A 16,982-nucleotide genomic window follows, 5' to 3' on the forward strand; every position below is an offset into this window, starting at 1 on the left:
GTACTCTGTGTCACTGTTCTACAAAGGTGTTCGGAAATAACAGATGATTGTTTGATCTACTGTGGAATCGATCCGGCGGATCACGGACAACGCAGCTACGGGCCGAGCGCCCCACGAGCAGCGAGCGGATCGAGGTTCGGAAGCAACCGTTCGCTCGCCGTGTCGATGAGGTTGTCCCGTTCGACCGATGGCATCGTCAGCACGGGCGCGTCGATCATCGATTCCAGCGCCTCCGGATTCGATCGTTCCGCGATGGTGGTGCCCTCGTACTCGTTCAGCACGACCGCCAGCACCGGAACGTTGCGCTGTTGTAGCGCTTCGATCGTCAGCGCGGTGTGATTGAGTGTGCCAAGTCCCGAGCGCGCGACGAGTACCGCAGAACAGTCGAGATCGGCGACGAGATCAACGACCTCCCGGTCGTCGGTGAGTGGTACACGCAATCCCCCGATCCCTTCGAGAACGCCGACAGCGACGTCCTCGAACGCGGCGACCGTCTCCTCACGAATCGATTGATAGGAGAGATCGGTGCCTTCGCGCTCGGCCGCCACGGCGGGAGCCAGTGGTTCCGTGAGATATCTGAGACAGACGGCGGCATCGGGATCGTCACAGACCGTGGCGATGACGTTCGCATCGTCGTCAGGGGGAAAGCCCGTTTGAGCAGGTTTTACAGCCCGAGCGTCGCATCCGTGCTCACGGAGTGCACCCACCAAGCCGGCAGTAACGATGGTCTTTCCGACGCCTGTACCGGTGCCGACGACGGCGATCCTCATCGTTTTTCCTCCGCTCGTTCGAACGCCGCTACGCACTGTTCGACATCGCGTTCGGTGTGGGTTGCCATCGGTGCCAATCGAATCCGGCTCGTCCCGTCGGGCACCGTGGGCGGACGGATGGCAGGCGCGATGATGCCCGCTTCTTCGAGGTGGGTGGCGAGTTCCATCGCCTCGGTCCGGTTCCCGATCAACACTGGGACGATGTGTGTTGTTCCTAACACATCGAAGCCGAGCGATTCCAATCCGGTACGGAGCCGTTCGACGTTGTCCCACAGCTGTGTGCGCCGGGAACCGTTTCTGGCGATCGAAAGCGCCGTTCGTGCCGCGGCCGCGGCGGGCGGTGACAGGCCGGTCGAAAAGACGAACGAACGCGCGGTGTTCGAGAGGTGTTCGATCACCGGCCCGCTGGCAGCGACGAACCCACCCTGTGCAGCCAGCGCTTTCGAGAGTGTTCCGAGCTGAACGTGCACCCTGCCGGTGAGTCCCTCGCGTTGGACGATCCCGCCACCATCTTCGAACACGCCGGTCGCGTGGGCTTCGTCGACCATCACCCACGCGCCGTACCGTTCTGCAACGTTACACACTGCTCCCAGTGGAGCGACGTCGCCGTCCATGCTGAACACCGAATCGGTGACGACGAGCCACGATTCATCACTATCAGGGGCACGATCGGCCATCGCGTCAGCCAGCGCGGTGGCGTCACAGTGGTCGTAGACGACGATCTCCGCGTCGGATAAGCGACAGCCATCGACGATGCTCGCGTGGTTGTACGCGTCCGAAAACACCACGTCCGGATCGAGCGCCGTGATAGTGCCGACGTTCGCCGCATACCCCGAGGAGAAGACAAGCGCCCGTTCGGTCCCTTTCGATTCGGCCAGATCCCGTTCGAGCGCGCGGTGGACGGGCGTATCGCCGGTGACAAGCCGGCTTGCTCCCGCTCCCGTTCCGATCGAATCGGCGACGGAGCTGGCGGCGCGTTGGACGCGTTCGTCGGTGGCTAGTCCGAGATAGTTGTTCGACGCAAACACCATCATCTCCGTCCGTTTTCCGAACACCGGTTGATCGGCACCGGGATCCTCGGCGTATCGACTTCGTTCACTCACCGATTCGACCGGGGTGAGATCTCGTCGAAGTCCCCGCTCCTTGCGGCCGTCTATCCGTGCTTCGAGATCGAACCCCCGGTCGGTGCGATCGGCGAGACGAGAGCGTTTCTCCCGGTTGTTGGTCATGGATTGGCCATCAGTTAGAATCCCGGCAGTAGCTCTGCCGGACCGAACACGCCGTAGACGCCGTTTCGGTTCATCCGAACGCCCGTTTTCAGGTAGCCGATTGCCGGCCCGTTCACGTTCGCTTCCATGCTTGTCGCATCACCGAGTTGGAACGTGTTGGTCGCGCGCTCGCCGTCAAACGTCGTTCCAGTCACTTTCACGGTCGTTGTCGTGGGCTTTGCATCGTTGCGAACGTCGAGGACCCCGCCGACAGAAACGTCATCCGAATCGCAGATCCCCGCCCGTTCGAGCAACACGTCGTCAGCGTGTTCCATGTCGGTGAACTCAAGCATCCCGTCGTGGTCGTCGATCACCGCCTCGATCTCCTCGTCGGTCATCTCTCTAGCGGTTTCGATGTCGTACTCATCGAGGTGGGCGATGTCCTCCCTGACCGTCCCCCGGTTGTCCTCGTAGCCGGATTTGAGTCCCACGCCCCACCGGATGTCGACTGACTCCACGTCAACGAACGACTGGGCAGCGAGCGCTGCTCCACCGGTGAGAAATCCGGGCGTCGCGCCCGCACCACAGACGAACGTAATCCCCGAATCGACTAATCGATCCTCCCGTTCGTCGAGCATCCCGATCACGCGCGACCGTTTTAGCACGTCGATCAACACACCGTCATACCCAGCGTCGACGAACTGATCGGTGACACGCGGAATGAAATCGTGTTCGAGGTTCGGCAACGCCATGAGCACCGCGTCGATGAGTTCACTTTCTGCGATCACGTCGTCGATCGGTGTTGTCGTGTGGTCTCCTTGGATCGAGGCAGCGACGCCCTCGCCTTCCCCGCTCCGTTTGATCGCAATCCCACCGTCGGTTGCCGGATCGTCTGGCTGCTCGTTCCTGCTAGCGATGTTGCCCTCCGTCGCGTCGAGAAGCTCCGTCACGTCCAGACCTTCGTGATCGACCGCGATCCCGTGACGATCACACGCCGCAACCGGCGTGAGCCATTCTTTATGAGTCGACAGTTCGAGCGCCCGTCGTCCGATACCACCCGTTCCGAGTACCGCAACTGTAATGTCGTCCATCATGATTGTAACGTCGTGTTTTCTCGTGTCAGTCGTCCTGTTGTGCGGTGCTGGTCGCCGTCCCGGCGGCGGTCTCGATGCGTGGAGAGCTGTCGCTCTGGTCTTTCACCGCTGCCGGGTCGAAGTCGTTGACAGATCGGTTGGGTTCTAACCCTGCCCGCTCGATGATCCGGATGTCCTCGCCCGGAGATTGACCCTCTGTCGTGAGATAATCCCCCGAGAGAACCCCGTCCGCGCCCGCCTCGAACGGAAGGTGTTGCTCGTCCGGGGCGAGGTTCACCTCTCGACCACCGGTGAGTCGCACCCGAGCGTGGGGATGGAGGAACCGATACACTGCGATCGTTTTGATCAGCTCGGTCGTCGAGATCAGTGCGGACTCACGCTCACCGAGCGGTGTTCCGGCTACTGGATTGAGAACGTTCACCGGGAGTGACGACACTCCAACGTCCTGTAGTGCGATGGCGGCCTCAACCCGATCGGTCGGCGTTTCGCCCATCCCCAGAATGACCCCGGCACACAGGTCCATTCCCGCCTCCTTTGCGACTCGGAGCGTCTTTACCCGATCCTCGAAGGTGTGGGTAGTGATGATCTCCGGGAAATATCGTGGAGAGGTCTCGATGTTGTGGTTGTAATGGTTGAGCCCCTCCTCGGCAAGGATGTCGGCTTCTTCACGAGTGAGGATGCCGAGGCTCGCATCGACTTCGACGCTCGTTTCCTCACGAACCAACCGGATCGACCGGATGACCTGCTCCCACTCCTCGGGCCGGCGTTCCTTGCTCACACCTTTTTCCGCGACGACGATACCGAACCGCTGTGCACCGTCTCGTTCGGCGCGTTTGGCCGCCGAGAGGATCTCTTCGGGATCGAGAAATCCATACGTGTCGATTCCGGTGTCGAAGTGCACTGATTGGGCACAGAATCCACAGTCCTCCGCACAGTTCCCTGCTTTGGCGTTCACGATGCTACACGCATCGACAGTTCCGTCACTGAACCGCGACCGAACGAGATCAGCCCCCGCTGCCAGCACCCCGACTGGCTGGGCGAGCAACGCGAGTCCGTCCGTCCGGTCGAGGCTCTCACCATCGAGTACGCGCGCCACAGCGCCGTCGACTGTCTGGTTACCAGTCTCGTTAACCACATAGACACAACTGGTTAACAGATTATAAACGTTTGTGATCATGGGACAGAAATAGTGTAGAAAAACACATTACTATCATATATTAATAAATTATTAAAATATAAGTTAAGGCACATTTCGTATTGAGCCACTGGAACGACAGTAACGGCGACAACGAGTACCGAACAGTTCATCGTTATCCGGAACTGTTCCGCGCGGTGTGAGGTGATTCATCGGCTTGCTCCGATCGATGCGGTGCCGGTGCGCCGTGCGGTGGGTACCACGGAACGCCCGTCGCAGAAATCATCCCGGCCAACGACCGGAACGAGACCGTCGTCATTGGAACCGCTCCGGCTACAGAGGTCGTCGACTGTCGGGGGTTTTCGCCGAACGATACTGTCTCGTTCGGGACGGGGGTCGGGACAATGGTGTACAGCACCGAGATACGCTGTGACGCGGCGAATCTGAGCTTGGGTGTAGATCCGATTCCGCGAAACGATCGCCGTCTATTACACCAACTACAGAACGTGCCCACTCGTGGCGAACGAGCATCCCCACGACGATCCGAACCGGATCAGATCGAGGCTCAAAGGCGCTGCAGCGGTCCCCAAGGAGTTCGACAAAACACACTGCAGTGCTGGCTTCCTCAACCTACTAAATGCATTGATTAAGTGGTCATTTGCTAATTACTAGTAGTACATATTCGTAGAATTATTTTATATCGTGTATAAACTTAGCCGGTACAGCTATATTGGAGAGTGTGCTATGTTGTCTCAGATGGGGATTATTAGCACGCCCTTACTGGAAGAAGCACGGTCGATTTTCAGTGATCTGGGGTACACCGTGTCCACCGCTGGGACCGAACTCCGGGCTGAGCGGAAATGGCGTGTCGTGTACGTTACGACGTCCGATCCCGATGATACCCCTAACCGGGGTGACCTTCGGTGTTTCGTGGCCCCCGAAGATCGGGCGGCGTCATTGTGTGAGGAGTTGCTCGCCCGTGCCCCCGATTATGAGTGGGCGGTGATGGAACTCGCTGACTCCGGAGGTTATCGGATCCATCACCCGAGAACGAGCGAAGGAATTTCAGCCTGACAGCTCGTTCGTGGCCACCACGGTCGCTCAACGACCGTTTTTTACCAGATGATGAAGCGTACACATTTATCGATGGCGATGGTAATCAGAGTATGAATACTCCTGTTCTGGATCGGATTCTTCAACATAAGCACATCAACGCGGTACTCGCGTGGTTGTTGGTCGGATTCGTCGGTGGTGTTGCCGTCGTAAACATCGGACGGGATCCCTTGTGGGCGGGGTTTGCGGCGATCGTCGCCGTGCTCAGCGTGATCCCGGCCGTTCGGCGCCGTTCGGTGTGGACGATGCTTCCGTGGGAGGTGCTCGTGCTCGCATCGCTTCCCTTGTTGGCACGAACGTTCGGGATCCCCGGAACCGGTCGTGTCGCGACGTATCTCTCGGTTGCGACGGTTGCCCTGATCATCGCGGTCGAACTCGATGCGTTTACGTCCGTGTCGATGACCGATACGTTTGCCATCCTCTTTGTCGTCATCGCTACGATGGCTGCGTCGGGTGCTTGGGCAGTCGTTCGGTGGGGTGGCGACGTGTACATGGGGATTACGTTCCCGCTCACCGAACGGGAGTTGATGATCGAGTTCGTCGCCTCCACGGTCGCAGGAGTGTTCGCTGGCGTCGTTTTCGATCTCTACTTTCGCCGGCTCCGCCAGACGGAGGGTTCGTGGGTGAGTGAAGCATGAACCGGCCCACGCTCCACCTCGGGGACCGACTCGAACGGCGACTCGTCTGGGTCATGCAGGTCGGTCTCGTCGGGATGTTCTTCATCGGTCTCGACCGCCGAAACACCGGCATCATCGTCAACAGCCTCATCGGGCTGGCCGTTGCCCAACTCCCACCGCTCATGGAGCGCGATTACGACATCCCAATGGACCCTACGCTCACGTTGTGGATCACTGTCGCGGTGTTCTTTCATGCGCTCGGAACGGTCGGGATTCCGGGCGCTGATCTCTCGTTTTACCGATCGGTGTGGTGGTGGGATCATCTCACACACGCACTTTCGGCGTCGGTCGTCGCCGCCGCCGGGTACGCGACCGTTCGAGCGATCGATCTCCACACCGACAAGATTCATCTCCCGTCCAAATTCATGTTCGTGTTCTTGCTTCTGTTCGTACTCGCGTTCGGCGTGCTGTGGGAAGTTCTCGAATTCGTAGTCAGCGAAGCGGCTCGTGTCGTCGGTGGAGAGCCAATCCTCACGCAGTACGGCCTCGAGGATACGATGCTCGATCTCGTGTTCAACGCCGTCGGTGCGATCGTGGTCGCCCTCTGGGGGACGGCGTATCTCAGCGGCGTCGTCGGTGCCCTCGCCGAACAGTTCGATGACCGGAGTGGATGAGGGGGCTTAGAGCCGCTCGATAATCGCACTCGCCACGTCTTCGGTGGAAGCGCTCCCGCCGAGATCGGGGGTGTGAGGTCCCTGTTCGAGCGTTTTCTCGACAGCCGTTCTGACCTGTGCCCCGGCGTCGTCGTAGCCGAGGTGTTCGAGCATCATCGCCGTGCTGAGAACGGTCGCGGTCGGATTTGCGATCCCCTCGCCAGCGATGTCGGGCGCGCTGCCGTGTACCGGCTCGAACAGCGCGTTTTCCGCACCAATGTTTGCGCTCGGAAGCAGTCCCAGCCCCCCAACGAGTCCGGCGGCGAGATCCGACAGCATGTCACCTGCGAGGTTCGGACAGACGACCACGCCGTATTCTTCTGGGTGCATGATGAGCTGCATGGCGAGCGCGTCCATCAGCGCCGTCTCATACTCGGCGCCGCGTTTCTCTGCGACGTCGGCGACGCTCTCGACGAACTGCCCGTCAGTGGCGCGCATGACGTTTGCCTTGTGAGCGACCGTCACCGGATCGTCGCGTTCTACGGCGTAGTCGAAGCCAAAGCGAGCGATCCGTCGGGAAGCGTCATCGGTCACGACGCGGGTGAGCGTCGTGATGCCCGGCGCGATCTCGCTTTCGATTCCGGAGTAGACGCCTTCAGTGTTTTCGCGGATGAACACGAGATCGGTCTCGGGTTTCACGGCGTCGACACCGGGATACGCTCGGGCTGGTCGGACGTTAGCGAACGAGTCGACCGCTGCTCGGAGCGGCAAAATAACGTCTGCGGCCGTCTCGCCGGCCGCGCCGAACAACGTCGCGTCGCTATCTTCGACTAACTCGACCGTACGGTCGGGAAGCGCCTCGCCCGTGTCCGAAAGCGTGTCGTCACCGGCCTCACCCATCACGAACGACAGCCCGAGATCGAGCGCGTCGAGCACACGCACCGCTGCCGGAACCACCTCCCGTCCGATCCCGTCGCCTGGAATCACCGCGATCGTTTCGCTCATTGGACGTATGGAAGGTCGGCCGCCGTCGTTTCGATTGCCTGTGCGTTCGATTTCATCAGTGCTGTCGTGTCCCATATCCCCTCGACCAAGGCGGTCCGCTGGGCCGGGTCGACTGCTACGTCAAGGGTCGTGGACTGCTCGTCCGTCTCATAAGAGACTGTCTCCGTTTCGACATTCACGGTCAGCTCGGTGTCCGGGTGGTTCTCGACGGTCGTCTGTAGCTCACTGATCGTCTCCTCGTCGGCGGTGACGGTCGGAATACCCAACGCGAGGCAGTTCCCCGCGAAGATCTCCGCGAAGCTTTCGCCGACGATGGCGTCGATCCCCCACCGCATGAGCGCTTGGGGTGCGTGCTCGCGAGAGGAGCCACAGCCAAAGTTCGCGTTGACGGCCAACACGGACGCGTCCTGAAATCGCCGTTCGTTGAACGGGTGGTCTTTCTGGTTGTCCGCGTCGTCGAACCGCTGATCGAAAAACGCGAACTCCCCTAGTCCGTCGAAGGTGACGACCTTCATGAACCGCGCGGGGATGATCTGATCGGTGTCGATGTCGTTGCCCCGGATCGGAACACCGGTTCCGGAAACGCTGTCGACCGATGGAACCGAATCCGCGTCGGAAGACCCACTCATGCGACGGTCACCTCCGGCAGGGTTCGTACGTCGGTCACTTCGCCGGTAACGGCCGCGGCCACGACCATCACGGGACTCATCAGCACGGTGCGACCGTCTTTGCTCCCTTGCCGTCCGACGAAATTTCGGTTCGAGGAGCTTGCACACGCCTCATCGCCTTCGAGTTGATCCTCGTTCATACCGAGACACATCGAACAGCCCGCACCGCGCCAGTCAAAGCCAGCATCGGTGAACACCTCATCAAGTCCTTCGGCTTCTGCAGCGGCTTTGACGCGCTGGCTGCCGGGGACGACCATCGCCCGCACATCCGGATGTACAGTCCTTCCTTCGAGGAGGCTGGCTGCGGCCCGGAGATCGCTCAGCCGCGCGTTCGTACACGAACCGAGGAAGGCGACATCGATCTCGTAGCCGTTCATCGTCTCACCCGGTTCGACCCGCATATGCTCCTGTGCGCGCCGGGCCGTCTCTCGTTTGGCCTCGGGAAGCTCGGTCGGGTCGGGGATCGGTTCGGTGACACCAACGACCTGTCCGGGAGTGGTTCCCCACGTGACGGATGGCTCGATCTCGGAGCCGTCGATCTCGACCACGTCGTCGTATTCGGCGTCGTCGTCGCTTCTGATCGACTCCCAGTACGGTCGTAGGTCCTCGAACCGTTCGGGATCATTCGCGAACGCTTCGGTGTCTCGAAGCCATTCGTAGGTGGTCTCGTCGGGGTTGACGTAGCCCGCCCGGGCACCCCCCTCGATCGACATGTTACAGATGCTCATTCGGCCCTCCATTCCGAGGGATTCGATGGCCTCACCGGCGTATTCGTACACATACCCGACGCCGCCGTCGGTGCCAAGTTCGCGGATGATCGTCAGAATGACGTCTTTGGCCCCGACGTGCGCTTCCAGCTCGCCAGTGATGCGGATCTGTCTGACCTGCTGTTTGTCCATCGCGATGGTCTGGGTGGCGAGCACGTCACGGATCTGGCTCGTCCCGATGCCAAAGGCCAGCGCACCGAACGCGCCGTGTGTGGAGGTGTGGCTGTCACCACAGACGATCGTCATTCCAGGCTGAGTCAATCCCTGTTCGGGTCCGATGACGTGGACGATGCCTTGGTTTCCGCTCGTCGGGTCGTCAAGTTCGATACCCGCTGCCTGGGTGTTCTGTTCCAACTCGCTCATCATCTCCTCGGCCGCGTCGTCACCCAGCGGCCGGGACTGATCGGCCGTCGGAACGATATGGTCGACGGTCGCGTGTGTGAGATCCGGGCGAGCGACCTCGATGTCTCGTTCGCGTAACATCCCGAACGCTTGGGGGCTGGTGACCTCGTGGATCAGATGCAGTCCAACGAACAGCTGGTCTTGCCCGTTGGGTAGCGTCGTGACGGTGTGTCGGTCCCACACCTTATCGTACAGCGTTCCGCGGCTCATGCGTTCTCGCCCCGGCCACGCTCGTAGATTCGATCGCGGGCGACCCCTGCTCCATACGGCGGCGTGTGATCGATGTCGCCGAGTCGGGGGCCAGCTTCCTCGGTGGACGGTTGGCGTTCATGACCACAGCCGTGGTCGTGATCGTCCGTTGTCGGCTCGTCTCCATCCGTTGCTCCACCGTCTGTGACGACGACCGGCCCGCGCCGGTACACCATCACCGCTCCGAACACTTCTTCGGTAAACGGGTTCGTGTGATCTACCTCTCCTAACGTCTCTCGTGTCATTTTTCTCTTCAATCGTCTGCGGTTAATCGGTCCGTTTCGCTGTCTTCGGATTCGGTGGCTTCACTCCACGCGAACAGCTCTCTTAGTTCTTCACCGACCGCCTCGATGTCGTGGTTCTGTTCAGCCTGACGGTGGAGGGTGTAGCTCGGTCGTCCCGCGCGGTTTTCAACGATCCATTCGCGCGCGAATTCTCCGTTTTGGACGTCTTCGAGCGTCTCCTCCATGTTCTCTCGAACGTGGTCGTCGACGATCCGGTCGCCCCGCGTCAGCCCACCGTATTCGGCCGTATCGGAGACTGAATTCCACATTCCGCCCAGTCCGCCCTCATACAACAAGTCGACGATGAGTTTCAGCTCGTTCATGCACTCGAAGTACGCCATTTCGGGACTATAGCCGGCATCGACGAGTGTTTCGTAGCCGTGTTTCACGAGACTCGTTACGCCACCGCAGAGAACGGCTTGCTCGCCGAACAGATCGGTCTCAGTCTCCTCTTGGAACGTGGTTTCGACAACACCGGCGCGCGCACAGCCGATGGCTTGGGCGTATGCGAGTCCCTCTTCCTTTGCGGTACCGGTCGAATCCTGGTAGATGGCGAGCAATCCGGGGGTCCCCTCGCCGTTCTCGTAGTTGCGCCGAACGAGATGTCCGGGGCTTTTCGGGGCGACCATCGTCACGTCGACATCTGCTGGCGGCTCGATCTGACCGTAATGGATGTTGAACCCATGGGCGAACTGGAGCGTATCGCCCGCTTCGAGACCGTCCTTGATCTCCTCGTACACCGCCGGCTGAACGGTATCGGGAACGAGCATCGATACGATGTCGGCCGCTTCGGCGGCGACCGCAGGCGTCGCTACTTCCAAGCCCGCGTCTTCGGCGGCACCACGAGAAGCGGAGTCTTCCCGAAGCCCGACGACGACGTTGATACCGCTGTCGGCCAGGTTTTGGGCGTGGGCGTGTCCCTGACTTCCGAAGCCGAGCACGGCGACGGTCTTGTTCTCGATAGCGTTTCTGTCCGCGTCTTCCGTGTAGTAGATCGTTGCGTGTGAGTCACTCATTGTGATCAGTCGTGTCTGTCTATGTTCGTTCGTAGCGCTCTTCTTCTGCGTCTGTGGTCCACATTTCACCGCGCGCAAGCGCGGTCTGTCCAGTGCGGGCGATCTCCCGGATCCCGAACTGCGCGAACGCGTCGATCGCGTCGTCGATCTTCTGCTCGTCGCCGGTGATCTCGACGGTGATCGTCCGCGGCCCGGCGTCCAGAACTGTCCCACTGTACATCTCGGTGATGGCGTGTACCTTGTCCGGTTCTTCCCCGTGGACTTTCAGCACGACTAGCTCGCGCCGAACGGCGTCGTCGTCGAGTTCGCGCACCGAAATGACCGGGAGGAGCTTTTCGAGTTGGGTCTCGACCTGCCGGATACCCGGGGGTGACTCCTCGATGACGAGTGTGATGCGTGCGGTCTCGGGGTTCGTCGTGGAACCGACCGTGAGGCTCTCGATGTTGAACTGTCGCCGGCTCACCAGCCCCGACACCTTCGACAACACTCCCGGCTCGTGTTGGACGAGCGCGGAGATAACGGTTCGATGACGCTCGTGATCGGCTCCGTTCTGAGGATCGAGCCGGATCCCCTCTGGGGATCGTCGTCCCTCGGGGATGTTTCGGGCTTCGGGATGGGGACCATCGAGTCCTTGACTCATAGTTGATCCTCCGAAAGGGCGAACTCAGCGTTGTTACCGCCGCTGGCCACCATGGGGTAGACGTTCTCCTCCGGATCGATGAACGCGTCCACGACGCTCGGCCCGTCGTACGCCCGAGCCGCTTCGAGCGTGTCCGGGACCGCCTCGTACTCACGGACCGTAAAGCCCTTCGCGCCGAACGCCTCGGCCAGCGTGGCGAAATCGGGCACCCACTGGTATTCGGACGCCATCCGTCGCCGATCGAAAAACGCATCCTGCCACTGGCGAACCATCCCGACGGCCTCGTTGTTCAACACGATCACGGTGATGTCGAGTCCCTCGCGGACGGCGACGCTCAGCTCCTGGATCGTCATCAACAACGACCCGTCGCCGTCGAAACAGACGACGTCCCGATCGGGAGCAGCAACCTTCGCGCCGATGGCCGCGGGCAGCCCGTATCCCATCGTTCCTAATCCGTGTGAGGAGATCCACGTGTTCGGCTCCGTGTACGTCCAATACTGGGCGGCCCACATCTGGTGTTGGCCGACGCCCGTGGTGACGATAGTGTCCTCGGGTGTGAGTTCGTCCATCGCCTCCACGACGAACTGGGGTTTCAACGGCTCGTCTTCGGGTGTGGCGTACGTCATCGGATACGCCTCTTTCCACGTTTGGCACTGCTCGCGCCATTGGTCTGCCGCCGGCTCCTCGTCCATCGCAGCCTGGAGCTGTTCGATGACGCGCGACGCATCCCCGATCAGCGGGTAGTCGGCGTGAACGTTTTTCGAGATCTCAGAGGCATCGATGTCGACGTGGATGATCTCGGCTTCGGGCGCGAACGTCTCGATCCCGCCCGTGAGCCGGTCGTCGAACCGGGTCCCGATGGCGAGCAGACAATCACAGTGAGAGATCGCCATGTTCGCATAGCCCGTTCCATGCATCCCAGCCCACTCTAGCGCCAGTTCGTGGTCCTCTGGGAAGCTTCCGATCCCGGGCATCGTCGTCACCACAGGGATCCGGTGCTCGATGGCGAACGCCCGAAGCTCCTCGCTCGCATCACCTTTGATGACGCCGCCTCCCGAAAGGATCAACGGTTTTCGCGCGTTCGAAAGCGCTCGAACCGCGTTCTCGACGGCGCTCGCGGCTGCAGTCTCGGGGATGTCGTGGTACTCCGGCGTCGTAGGACTGACGGGGACGCTGTCCGTCGTTCCATTGGTTACATCCTTGGGAAGATCCACGAGCGTCGGCCCGGGTCTGCCCTCACGCGCGAGCGTATACGCCTCACCGACCATGTCGCCAACCGTCTCAGCGTCGCTGGCGAAGTAGTTCGCTTTCGTGACCGGACGGGTGACGCCCACCGTGTCGGTTTCCTGGAACGCGTCGTGACCGACGAGATCCGTGGGAACCTGTCCGGTCAGCGCGATCACCGGATCGGAATCCATGTCGGCGTCGGCGAGACCCGTCGTGAGGTTCGTCGCACCCGGTCCCGACGTCGCCATACAGACGCCCGGTTCACCGGTGAGCTGTCCGTAAGCGTCGGCGGCGTGGGCTGCTCCTTGCTCGTGAGCCATCGTGACGTGCCGCAGCTGCTCTTGCTTTGCGTGCAACGCATCGTAGACGGGCATGATCGCGCCGCCTTGCACGCCAAACAGATGCTCGACACCGGCGTTTTTGAGCGCGGCGACGACGGCTTCTGCGCCGTTCGTGACCGGCGATGCTCCCTCGTCCGATTGTGCCTCCGTCGTGGTCGTAGTCTGTTCGTCCGTGTGAACGGTCGAGACGTGGTCACTCATCAGTAATCACCTCTCGTGTCGCTCGTCATACATATCTGTGTGGTTGTCTGCTGGTGGTAGATGGCTCCAAAACGATGCAGCGACCGTCGAATGTGAGGTGGTGTAGGGGCTAGTTCGCCCCTACAATAATGAGAGACGCGACGCTCGATACGGCCGTACATCGGGCGACTGTGAGCGTCATTACCGGACGATACCGTGGATGATGCATAAATCTTCCGTGCCCGGCAATTGTGCCGCCGCTGTCGGCGGTGGCAAGCAGTGAGAATCATCAGTTTACTCTCACCTGCTCGTTGGAAACACCCACATCACGGGCGAACTCCCGGAGTGTTTCTACCGTGATCCGTTCCTTTGCGGCCCCCGTGTCCTTGACGCGTCGTGTGAGTTCGCGGACCTCTTCGTCCGTCGGTTGGAACCCTTCGGCTTCGAGTCGTTCACGAACCGAATGCTGTCCTGTATGCTTCCCGAGTACTAGCTCCCGTTCTGCGCCGACCATCTCGGGAGTCATCACCCCCGGCTCGAACGTGTCGGAGTTTTCGATGACGCCCGCGGCGTGAATCCCCGATTCGTGGGCGAACGCGTTTTGCCCGACGACTGGTTTGTTCGCTGGAACGTCGATGTCGCTTTTCTCCTCGATCGTTCGTGACAGCTCCGTTAGCTGTCTGGTGTCGATACCGGTATCGACATCGTACAGACAGGATAACGCGGTGAGAACCTCCTCGTATGCGGCGTTGCCCGCTCGCTCACCGATACCGTTCACGCTGACCTGTGCTTGAGCTGCGCCCGCCTCGTAGCCCGCAACGGCGTTCGCAGCGGCCAATCCGAAGTCGTCGTGGGTGTGCACGTCGACCTGCGCGTCGGTGTGCGTACAGACGGTGTCGATCAACGCACCGAACCGACCGGGGGTCGCTACCCCACAGGTGTCGGGGATGTTGATCCAGTCGACCCCCGCCTCGCTGACGGCCTCGACGATCTCCGTCAGAAACGCCTCGTCCGTCCGTGTGGCGTCCATCGGCGAGTACATCACGTCGACGCCCGCTTCACAGACGCGCTCGACCGCGTCCACGGATCGCTCGCGGACCTCTTCGCGCGTCGAGTGCATCGAATCTTGGATCTGCACGTCGCTCGTGCTTGCGAACACGTGCACCAATTCGACGCCTGAATCGAGTGCTGCCTCGATATCCGCCTCCACGACGCGCGCCAATCCACACACTGTTGTCTCTGTACCCTCTGCAATGTCACGGACGGATTCGAACTCCGCGTCCGAATTTACGGGGAACCCCGCCTCGATGACGTGTGTTCCCATCTCGTCGAGCAGCGCCGCTATCTCCCGTTTGTCATCATAGGAGAACGAAGTTCGCGGTGACTGCTCCCCATCACGGAGCGTCGTATCGAAAATCCGTGCGTGGCTGATCTCAGAAGTTGAATCTAACGTGCCCTGGAAGAACTCGACCCGCCGGCGATGCCGACGTGTCCTCCGTACTTTCGCTCATGTGCATTCGTCCAATATCCCACACCAAATATAAGTGTGGCCCTCTCGGTGATTTCTGCGTCCAGCGATCCGATCGATGATCCAGAGACCGCACGACGTAATCGTCATCAAGGTCATCTTGATACCTTATACACACTCGTGACTCCGGGCATCCAGTTGGCAACACCAGGTTTCAAAAATGAAAAAATCAACAATGGCACCGTGAAAATATGGTGTCGGAGAGATGGCAACCGAACCGCCGGTGGTCACGGCTGTTCATCCGTACCTATTCCTACGTCCGCATCGTGATCTGAGACATGGAACACGTCACCGCCGCCGGTCAGGCGGTTCCGACAGTCGGTCTCGGAACGTGGCAGCTGACGGGGACGGACTGTTATGAAACAGTGCAGTCGGCGATCGATCTCGGCTACCGACACATCGACACCGCACAGGTGTACGGCAACGAGCGCGAAATCGGAGACGCGATCGGTGCGAGTGATGTCGATCGGGATTCGTTGTTTCTGACGACGAAGCTCGGCCGCGGCAGTTACAGTTACGACGCCGTACTCCGGTCGACCGACGAGAGCCTCTCGAAACTCGATACGGAGTATCTCGATCTCCTGTTGATCCATTGGCCCGTCGATCGCCTTCCGACCGGACCCTCGCTCACCGAAACGATCGATGCAATGAACGAACTTCACCAACGGGGCAAGGTTAGACACATCGGTGTGAGCAACTTCGGTATCGATCGACTCCACCGTGCACGCACCCTCTCCGAAATACCGATTCTCACCAATCAGGTGCAGTACCACCCGTTTTGGGATCAAACACAGCTCCTCGATTACTGCCAGATACATAACGTGATACTCACCGCGTACAGCCCGTTCGGTCACGGCAGCGTAATCGGGGACAGAACGTTGTACGAGATCGGCGAGCGATACGAGAAATCCAGCGCACAGGTCGCGCTTCGGTGGCTGCTCCAACAGGAGATGGTGTGTACCATTCCGAAGGCATCTTCGCACGACCATCTTGCGGCGAACCTCGACGTGTTCGATTTCGAACTTACCGACGAGGAGATGGAGACGATCCACCGTCCGTCCAAACTCCGGACGATTTCGAGCATGATCGCGTCGCAGTTCGGTCAGTATCGTTCCGGATGACACTGCCTATGGTGACTTCCTCCGAACGTCCCTGTTCGACCGATCGAGATAACTATCGTCGTGGTGCTCCGATCAACCAGTTACGGACCCGATCGCTGTTTGGAGTCGGTAGATCGGGAGATGGGTAGCCGACAGTGTTATTCGATCTCCGAATGTACATTATCGTTGGTGGGGTAGAATGAGCAAAACAGCAGCGCAAACAACGCCAGACGGGACGACTGAGCGGGGAATGAAGTGGTTCAGCGGCGTTACAGCAGTACTCGGGCTGTGGATCGCAGTTTCGTCGTTCGTGTTTACCGGGATGAGTCAAGCGAGCTACTGGAACAACATCGTCATCGGCGTTTCGATCCTCCTGATCGCGGGATACAACACGTATCGTCTGATGAACGGAATGTCTGCCAGCGTAGCGAGCGCCGGGTTGGTAACGATCTTGGGCCTCTGGATGATCCTCGCCCCGTTCGTCTTGGATACCTCACTCATGATGTTGCTCTGGAGCGACATCATCGCCGGCGCGCTCGTTGTGATCCTAGCGGGATACAACACGTACATGGAGCGCAAAACCCAGCAAACGATGGCGACAGGCACGTGATACACCCCTGCCGTGGTGGGTGGGTTTCTTAGTATTCGACCGCGGCTTCAAGCCGCTGTAGCCGAAATTTGATCAGGTGGTATCGCGTAATAAGCACCGAAAAGCCGAGCATCACGGCGGCGAACGCTACCGCATACGTCACCGACAATCCGTTAAAAGCGCTGTTCGCTAGTTGTGCGATCGCAAGAACGAACGGCCCGACGGTGAACAAACAGCTCCTTACGGGGAGGCACCAGAACATATCAGATATAGAAACGTCATCGGTGTTCGGTCTCTTCCGCTGCATTTCTGACGGTATTTCCGTGATACAGTGTGAATAACTGTTTTGGATCCATCCAGTGGTGGACCCGATTACGCTATCAATCGCCACTGATT

19 protein-coding genes and 1 pseudogene are annotated in these 16,982 nt (G+C 60.1%); 6 read left to right on the forward strand and 14 right to left on the reverse strand.

The window, feature by feature from the left end:
* Positions 1-95: 95 nt before the first annotated feature.
* The 5 genes from bioD to MW046_RS12520 all read right to left on the reverse strand — a co-directional run bounded on the left by bioD (position 96) and on the right by MW046_RS12520 (position 4,526).
* The gene (gene bioD / locus MW046_RS12500) at positions 96-770 is read right to left on the reverse strand and encodes a dethiobiotin synthase (RefSeq protein ID WP_247993436.1); all 675 of its coding nucleotides are present in this window, start codon (positions 768-770) and stop codon (positions 96-98) included.
* A complete protein-coding gene (locus MW046_RS12505; RefSeq protein WP_247993437.1) occupies positions 767-1,999 on the reverse strand; it encodes an aminotransferase class I/II-fold pyridoxal phosphate-dependent enzyme in 1,233 nt (410 codons plus the stop codon). Before MW046_RS12505 ends, bioD begins: the two co-directional genes overlap by 4 nt.
* 14 nt (positions 2,000-2,013) lie before the next feature.
* Positions 2,014-3,069 carry a (S)-8-amino-7-oxononanoate synthase BioU gene (gene bioU / locus MW046_RS12510; protein WP_247993438.1) on the reverse strand — a complete coding sequence of 352 codons (1,056 nt, stop codon included), beginning with the start codon at positions 3,067-3,069 and terminating at the stop codon, positions 2,014-2,016.
* A gap of 28 nt (positions 3,070-3,097) precedes the next feature.
* Positions 3,098-4,207, reverse strand: a complete 1,110-nt coding sequence (bioB, locus tag MW046_RS12515) for a biotin synthase BioB (RefSeq protein WP_247993439.1) — start codon at positions 4,205-4,207, stop codon at positions 3,098-3,100.
* A gap of 175 nt (positions 4,208-4,382) precedes the next feature.
* The gene (locus MW046_RS12520) at positions 4,383-4,526 is read right to left on the reverse strand and encodes a hypothetical protein (RefSeq protein WP_247993440.1); all 144 of its coding nucleotides are present in this window, start codon (positions 4,524-4,526) and stop codon (positions 4,383-4,385) included.
* Between MW046_RS12520 and MW046_RS19570 the strand changes: the two genes are divergently transcribed.
* The 4 genes from MW046_RS19570 to MW046_RS12535 all read left to right on the forward strand — a co-directional run bounded on the left by MW046_RS19570 (position 4,525) and on the right by MW046_RS12535 (position 6,611).
* Positions 4,525-4,857, forward strand: a complete 333-nt coding sequence (locus tag MW046_RS19570; RefSeq protein ID WP_368411411.1) for a hypothetical protein — start codon at positions 4,525-4,527, stop codon at positions 4,855-4,857. The genes MW046_RS12520 and MW046_RS19570 overlap by 2 nt on opposite strands.
* 106 nt (positions 4,858-4,963) lie before the next feature.
* A complete protein-coding gene (locus MW046_RS12525; protein ID WP_247993441.1) occupies positions 4,964-5,281 on the forward strand; it encodes a DUF7116 family protein in 318 nt (105 codons plus the stop codon).
* Positions 5,282-5,373: 92 nt separating this feature from the next.
* Positions 5,374-5,958: a hypothetical protein gene (locus MW046_RS12530; protein ID WP_247993442.1), complete on the forward strand. Its 585-nt coding sequence runs from the start codon at positions 5,374-5,376 to the stop codon at positions 5,956-5,958.
* Positions 5,955-6,611, forward strand: coding sequence for a DUF2238 domain-containing protein (locus MW046_RS12535; protein ID WP_247993443.1), 657 nt, complete (start codon positions 5,955-5,957; stop codon positions 6,609-6,611). Before MW046_RS12530 ends, MW046_RS12535 begins: the two co-directional genes overlap by 4 nt.
* Positions 6,612-6,617: 6 nt before the next feature.
* On the opposite strand, the gene MW046_RS12540 is transcribed toward MW046_RS12535, so the two are convergent.
* The 8 genes and pseudogenes from MW046_RS12540 to MW046_RS12575 form a co-directional block, all read right to left on the reverse strand.
* A complete protein-coding gene (locus tag MW046_RS12540; protein WP_247993444.1) occupies positions 6,618-7,595 on the reverse strand; it encodes an isocitrate/isopropylmalate family dehydrogenase in 978 nt (325 codons plus the stop codon).
* The gene (leuD, locus tag MW046_RS12545) at positions 7,592-8,224 is read right to left on the reverse strand and encodes a 3-isopropylmalate dehydratase small subunit (RefSeq protein ID WP_247993445.1); all 633 of its coding nucleotides are present in this window, start codon (positions 8,222-8,224) and stop codon (positions 7,592-7,594) included. The genes MW046_RS12540 and leuD overlap by 4 nt, the downstream gene beginning before the upstream one ends.
* Complete coding sequence (gene leuC, locus MW046_RS12550) at positions 8,221-9,642, reverse strand: 3-isopropylmalate dehydratase large subunit (RefSeq protein ID WP_247993446.1); 1,422 nt, start codon at positions 9,640-9,642, stop codon at positions 8,221-8,223. Before leuC ends, leuD begins: the two co-directional genes overlap by 4 nt.
* Positions 9,639-9,926, reverse strand: coding sequence for a DUF7989 family protein (locus tag MW046_RS12555; protein ID WP_247993447.1), 288 nt, complete (start codon positions 9,924-9,926; stop codon positions 9,639-9,641). The genes leuC and MW046_RS12555 overlap by 4 nt, the downstream gene beginning before the upstream one ends.
* Positions 9,927-9,934: 8 nt before the next feature.
* A complete protein-coding gene (gene ilvC / locus MW046_RS12560) occupies positions 9,935-10,981 on the reverse strand; it encodes a ketol-acid reductoisomerase (RefSeq protein ID WP_247993448.1) in 1,047 nt (348 codons plus the stop codon).
* 19 nt (positions 10,982-11,000) lie between these two features.
* Positions 11,001-11,621 carry an acetolactate synthase small subunit gene (gene ilvN / locus MW046_RS12565; RefSeq protein ID WP_247993449.1) on the reverse strand — a complete coding sequence of 207 codons (621 nt, stop codon included), beginning with the start codon at positions 11,619-11,621 and terminating at the stop codon, positions 11,001-11,003.
* A complete protein-coding gene (gene ilvB / locus MW046_RS12570) occupies positions 11,618-13,390 on the reverse strand; it encodes a biosynthetic-type acetolactate synthase large subunit (protein WP_247993450.1) in 1,773 nt (590 codons plus the stop codon). Before ilvB ends, ilvN begins: the two co-directional genes overlap by 4 nt.
* Positions 13,391-13,658: 268 nt before the next feature.
* A pseudogene (locus tag MW046_RS12575) lies at positions 13,659-14,864 on the reverse strand (LeuA family protein); the annotation flags it as partial.
* A 311-nt stretch (positions 14,865-15,175) separates the two neighbouring features.
* Between MW046_RS12575 and MW046_RS12580 the strand changes: the two are divergent.
* Positions 15,176-16,018: an aldo/keto reductase gene (locus tag MW046_RS12580; protein ID WP_247993451.1), complete on the forward strand. Its 843-nt coding sequence runs from the start codon at positions 15,176-15,178 to the stop codon at positions 16,016-16,018.
* Between the two features lie 178 nt (positions 16,019-16,196).
* Positions 16,197-16,607 carry an SPW repeat protein gene (locus tag MW046_RS12585; RefSeq protein WP_247993452.1) on the forward strand — a complete coding sequence of 137 codons (411 nt, stop codon included), beginning with the start codon at positions 16,197-16,199 and terminating at the stop codon, positions 16,605-16,607.
* Positions 16,608-16,635: 28 nt separating this feature from the next.
* Here MW046_RS12585 and MW046_RS12590 read toward each other — a convergent pair whose 3' ends face one another.
* Positions 16,636-16,818 (reverse strand): hypothetical protein, encoded by a 183-nt coding sequence (locus tag MW046_RS12590; RefSeq protein ID WP_247993453.1) that lies wholly within the window; start codon positions 16,816-16,818, stop codon positions 16,636-16,638.
* Positions 16,819-16,982: the final 164 nt, after the last annotated feature.

It is taken from the genome of Halocatena salina (assembly GCF_023115355.1).
Taxonomy (GTDB): Archaea; Halobacteriota; Halobacteria; order Halobacteriales; family Haloarculaceae; genus Halocatena; species Halocatena salina.

Bases quoted from the DNA above. Each gene is read 5' to 3' on its own strand.
- MW046_RS12540 (WP_247993444.1), bottom strand. From the start codon at position 7,595: ATGAGCGAAACGATCGCGGTGATTCCAGGCGACGGGATCGGACGGGAG.
- MW046_RS12535 (WP_247993443.1), top strand. From the start codon at position 5,955: ATGAACCGGCCCACGCTCCACCTCGGGGACCGACTCGAACGGCGACTC.
- MW046_RS12585 (WP_247993452.1), top strand. From the start codon at position 16,197: ATGAGCAAAACAGCAGCGCAAACAACGCCAGACGGGACGACTGAGCGG.
- MW046_RS12505 (WP_247993437.1), bottom strand. From the start codon at position 1,999: ATGACCAACAACCGGGAGAAACGCTCTCGTCTCGCCGATCGCACCGAC.
- ilvB (WP_247993450.1), bottom strand. From the start codon at position 13,390: ATGAGTGACCACGTCTCGACCGTTCACACGGACGAACAGACTACGACC.
- MW046_RS12555 (WP_247993447.1), bottom strand. From the start codon at position 9,926: ATGACACGAGAGACGTTAGGAGAGGTAGATCACACGAACCCGTTTACC.
- MW046_RS12525 (WP_247993441.1), top strand. From the start codon at position 4,964: ATGGGGATTATTAGCACGCCCTTACTGGAAGAAGCACGGTCGATTTTC.
- ilvN (WP_247993449.1), bottom strand. From the start codon at position 11,621: ATGAGTCAAGGACTCGATGGTCCCCATCCCGAAGCCCGAAACATCCCC.
- MW046_RS12530 (WP_247993442.1), top strand. From the start codon at position 5,374: ATGAATACTCCTGTTCTGGATCGGATTCTTCAACATAAGCACATCAAC.
- leuC (WP_247993446.1), bottom strand. From the start codon at position 9,642: ATGAGCCGCGGAACGCTGTACGATAAGGTGTGGGACCGACACACCGTC.
- bioD (WP_247993436.1), bottom strand. From the start codon at position 770: ATGAGGATCGCCGTCGTCGGCACCGGTACAGGCGTCGGAAAGACCATC.
- MW046_RS12580 (WP_247993451.1), top strand. From the start codon at position 15,176: ATGGAACACGTCACCGCCGCCGGTCAGGCGGTTCCGACAGTCGGTCTC.
- bioU (WP_247993438.1), bottom strand. From the start codon at position 3,069: ATGGACGACATTACAGTTGCGGTACTCGGAACGGGTGGTATCGGACGA.
- leuD (WP_247993445.1), bottom strand. From the start codon at position 8,224: ATGAGTGGGTCTTCCGACGCGGATTCGGTTCCATCGGTCGACAGCGTT.
- ilvC (WP_247993448.1), bottom strand. From the start codon at position 10,981: ATGAGTGACTCACACGCAACGATCTACTACACGGAAGACGCGGACAGA.
- MW046_RS12520 (WP_247993440.1), bottom strand. From the start codon at position 4,526: ATGACGACGGTCTCGTTCCGGTCGTTGGCCGGGATGATTTCTGCGACG.